Source organism: Vibrio sp. 2132-1 (assembly GCF_033344315.1).
Map to the genome: position 1 here is coordinate 1 of NZ_JAWPON010000285.1, position 737 is coordinate 737.

Annotated in this window: 1 pseudogene; it reads right to left on the reverse strand. The window is 46.1% G+C overall.

What is annotated here, in order from left to right:
- Positions 1-737 (reverse strand): annotated as a pseudogene (locus R8N47_RS24950) (oxaloacetate decarboxylase); the annotation flags it as partial.

Consider the following 737-nt stretch of genomic DNA (forward strand, 5'->3'; position numbering starts at 1 on the left):
ACCTTGCTCTTTTAACTGGCCTTCCATATTCGTCAACATGCCACCAGGCACTTGAGCAATAAGGATACGGGAATCCACACCTTTTAGTTGCCCTTCCCATTTCGCGTATTTCTTACGTACTTCACGGAAGTAAGCTGCAATAGGTTCTAGTTGATCAAGTTTCAGATTGGTGTCGCGCTCAGTACCTTGCAGCATTGCTACAACCGTTTCTGTCGGAGTATGCCCGTAAGTACAGCTCATCGAAGAAATAGCCGTATCGAGGATGTCGATACCAGCCTCTACCGCTTTGATTGCCGTAGCAGTAGAAAGACCAGTGGTAGCATGGCAGTGAAGTGCCAGTGGTACATCACAAGAGGCTTTAATGCGTGTGATTAGCTCTTGCGCTTCGTAAGGCTTTAGCAAGCCAGACATATCTTTAATACACAGTGAATGACAACCGAGATCTTCCAAACGCTTTGCTAAATCAACCCAAGTATCCGTATTGTGAACAGGGCTTGTTGTGTATGACAGGGTGCCTTGCGCATGAGCGCCAACATCTACCGCCGATTTCACCGCTTTTTGGAAATTGCGAACATCGTTCATCGCATCAAAGATACGGAATACATCCATACCATTGGCATGAGCACGCTCAACGAACTTCTCTACTACGTCATCAGCATAATGGCGATATCCTAAAAGGTTTTGACCACGAAGTAGCATTTGCATTGGTGTATTTGGCATCGCCTTTTTCCACTCAC